Source organism: Mesotoga infera (assembly GCA_011045915.1).
GTDB lineage: Bacteria > Thermotogota > Thermotogae > Petrotogales > Kosmotogaceae > Mesotoga > Mesotoga infera_D.
In genome coordinates, this window is the sequence record DSBT01000041.1 from 1 (window position 1) to 2,882 (window position 2,882).

At 48.0% G+C, this 2,882-nt stretch carries 2 protein-coding genes; both read left to right on the plus strand.

Features of this window, described 5'->3' with window-relative positions:
• A partial coding sequence (locus tag ENN47_01145) for a glycoside hydrolase (protein ID HDP76797.1) occupies positions 1–847 on the plus strand: 847 nt, incomplete at its 5' end.
• Between the two features lie 14 nt (positions 848–861).
• Positions 862–2,808 carry an alpha-N-arabinofuranosidase gene (locus ENN47_01150; protein HDP76798.1) on the plus strand — a complete coding sequence of 649 codons (1,947 nt, stop codon included), beginning with the start codon at positions 862–864 and terminating at the stop codon, positions 2,806–2,808.
• The last annotated feature ends 74 nt before the right edge of the window (positions 2,809–2,882 follow it).

Genomic DNA, 2,882 nt, shown 5'->3' on the forward strand with positions numbered 1-2,882 from the left:
CGCCTGGATAGAAGTGAAAGGAAAGCTCGGTCAATGGGCAGAAGTACGGGAATATCTCTTTTCGAGAATCACCAGGGAAGTCGAAGAGTTCAAGGACCTCATTCAGTACTGGGATGTCGTCAATGAGCCTATTGTTCAACCCTGGTTCGACTCGATAGGTTCGGACTATATTGCCGAGTCGTTTAGAATCGTTAAGGAAACCGACCCCGACGCCATTACAGTACTAAACGAATACGGAGTGTTAGTGAATGAGCGGACCAGGCGAGCTTTCATTTCGAGAGCCCGACAACTCATAAATGAAGGAACTCCCATAGATGTGATTGGGGCCGAAGCGCATATTTTCACTGCTCAGGATCTACTTGGTCAGCTGCGATCCTTGGAAAGCATATATCTTGCGATTGACGAGTTGGCTCAGCTGGGGAAACCTATTCATATATCGGAGTTTCAGATTCCTCTTCCCGCGGTGATAGACGCTTTCAACGTCTCTATAAGTGAGGCCGAAGAGATACAGGCCGAGATCGCCAGGATATTCTACAAAGTCTTCTTCAGCCATTCGGCGGTCGAGGTAATAACGTACTGGAATTTCTACAGGGCGTGGCAGTCAGGCAGCGGATTTCTGCGCGACGATCTCTCGACAAAACCGATCTTTGATGAGTTGAAGAGGCTTATACACGAAGAATGGAAGACCACTGTCCGTCTCGAGACGGATATTTCGGGCACTGTGGCTTTCAACGGTTTTGCCGGTAAGTACGAGGTCTCGGTGGAAAGCGGAGCACTGTCAGAGACATTCATTATTGACGTTAAGAAGGGTGAGAAGAATGAATTCACCCTTGTTCTCGGGCAATGAATGGAGTGATCTAAATGAAAAGAGCCACCATTTTATTGACCTTTGTTCTCATGATGATTTTTATTCCGGAAACTCTTGTTGTGAATGCCGGTCATGTGCTGACAATAGATCCCAGCAATCCCGGTCCCGAGATAAGTCCCTTCCTCTACGGCGTATTCTTCGAAGACATAAACCATGCGGTAGATGGCGGTCTATACGCTGAATTGGTAAGAAATCGATCCTTCGAACACAAAGATCCTCTCGAAGGCTGGTTTGCAGACTTTGAAACCGGTTGCCAGGCCACCTTCTCGATTGACTCAGACCTGCCGCTTAATGAGAACAATCCCCATTACTTGAGTTTTGATATTGCATCTGATAGCGGATCAGTATCGCTTTCCAACAACGGTTACGACGGCATTACTATGATGGGAGGGAAACGGTACGTGTTTTCCGCATTCATTCGAGGTAATTCGGAATACAGCGGTGAAATCACAGTTTTGCTGACAGATGCGAAGGGCAACACGATCGTTGAAGCTAGCCTCGGGTCGGCTTTCGGCGCTGAGTGGGAGAAGTATTCGGTAGAATTTGAGATCGCCGAAGACTGCGATAACGGCAGGCTTTTACTTATATTGAGAGGGGCCGGCGAGGTCTGCCTGGACATGATTTCGCTTTTCCCTGAAGAGAACTGGAACGGCATGAGGGTAGATCTTCTAAAGATGCTTGAAGAGCTTAAGCCTGGTTTCGTAAGGTTTCCGGGCGGCTGCCTGGTTGAAGGTGACAGCCTGGATAACGCCTATCGCTGGAAGGATACTATCGGACCTGTAGAGGAGAGGAAGGCAAATTACAACCTATGGGGCTATCACCAGTCATATGGAATCGGATTTTTCGAATATCTCCTCCTGTCGGAACGTCTTGATGCCGAGCCCATACCGATCTTCAACTCGGGCATGTCCTGTCAGGTTCGAGGTGCCGAGTACTGTCCAATAGATGAGATGGACGAATGGATTGAAAGTGTTCTTGACTTCATAGAGTTTGCAAATGGGCCACAGAACTCATTATGGGGCTCGAAACGTGTCGAGTTGGGTCATCCAAAGCCCTTCAACGTCAAGTATATTGGTATAGGAAACGAGAATTGGGGCACGGAATATCACGACCGCTTTCTGCTGTTTCTTGAAGTCGTGAAGGAAATTCACCCCCAAATCACCATTGTATTCAGCGGCCCGCCTTCATATCAAGGAGCTTCATTCAACCGTGCGTGGAGATGGGCAAGAGAAAACGAAGTCGAAATTCTTGATGAGCACATGTATGCCGTTCCGGAATGGATGTTGAGAAACACAGATAGATACGACAAGTACGACAGATCCGGTCCAAAGGTCATGCTCGGAGAATACGCAGCCCACGCGGCTGGAACAAGGAACACCCTCCAAGCAGCAATGGCGGAAGCAGCTTTGATGACTGGCCTTGAACGGAATTCAGACATAGTAATAATGGCGGCTTACGCGCCCCTATTCAACAGGCCGGGCTGGTCGCAGTGGACGCCGGACCTCATCTGGTTCGACAACACAAGAGTGTATGGAACCCCAAGTTATCATGTTCAGAAACTCTTCAATGAGAATCTCGGAGATGTGGTAATACCTTCTAAGCTTACCGACGAGAATCTCGAGGTTATCGGTTACTGGTTCAAGTCCCTGTACCACGTCTGCGTCTATGATCGAGAAACGGAGAACTTGATCGTAAAGATTGTGAATCCATGGCCCGAAGAGAAAGAGGTCAGAGTCGAAATTGGCGAGCAACTTGAGATCGGGGGGCAGGCAGAAGTCATTGTAATGACGTCCGACAGCATCTTCGATGAAAATACTTTCCAGAACCCGGACAAGGTACTGCCCGAAAAATATGATCTGTCGGGTCTATCAAACGAGTTCACTTTTACCTTTGCAGGAAATTCCATAACGATACTGAGATTGAATGCAGTTGGCTTATAGAGTAATCATCTAATTACCAGGGAGGGAATGAAGTGCAGACATCTGTAAAAATCTGGCCCAGGAAGATCGGAAAG

Bases quoted from the DNA above. Each gene is read 5' to 3' on its own strand.
- ENN47_01150 (HDP76798.1), top strand. From the start codon at position 862: ATGAAAAGAGCCACCATTTTATTGACCTTTGTTCTCATGATGATTTTT.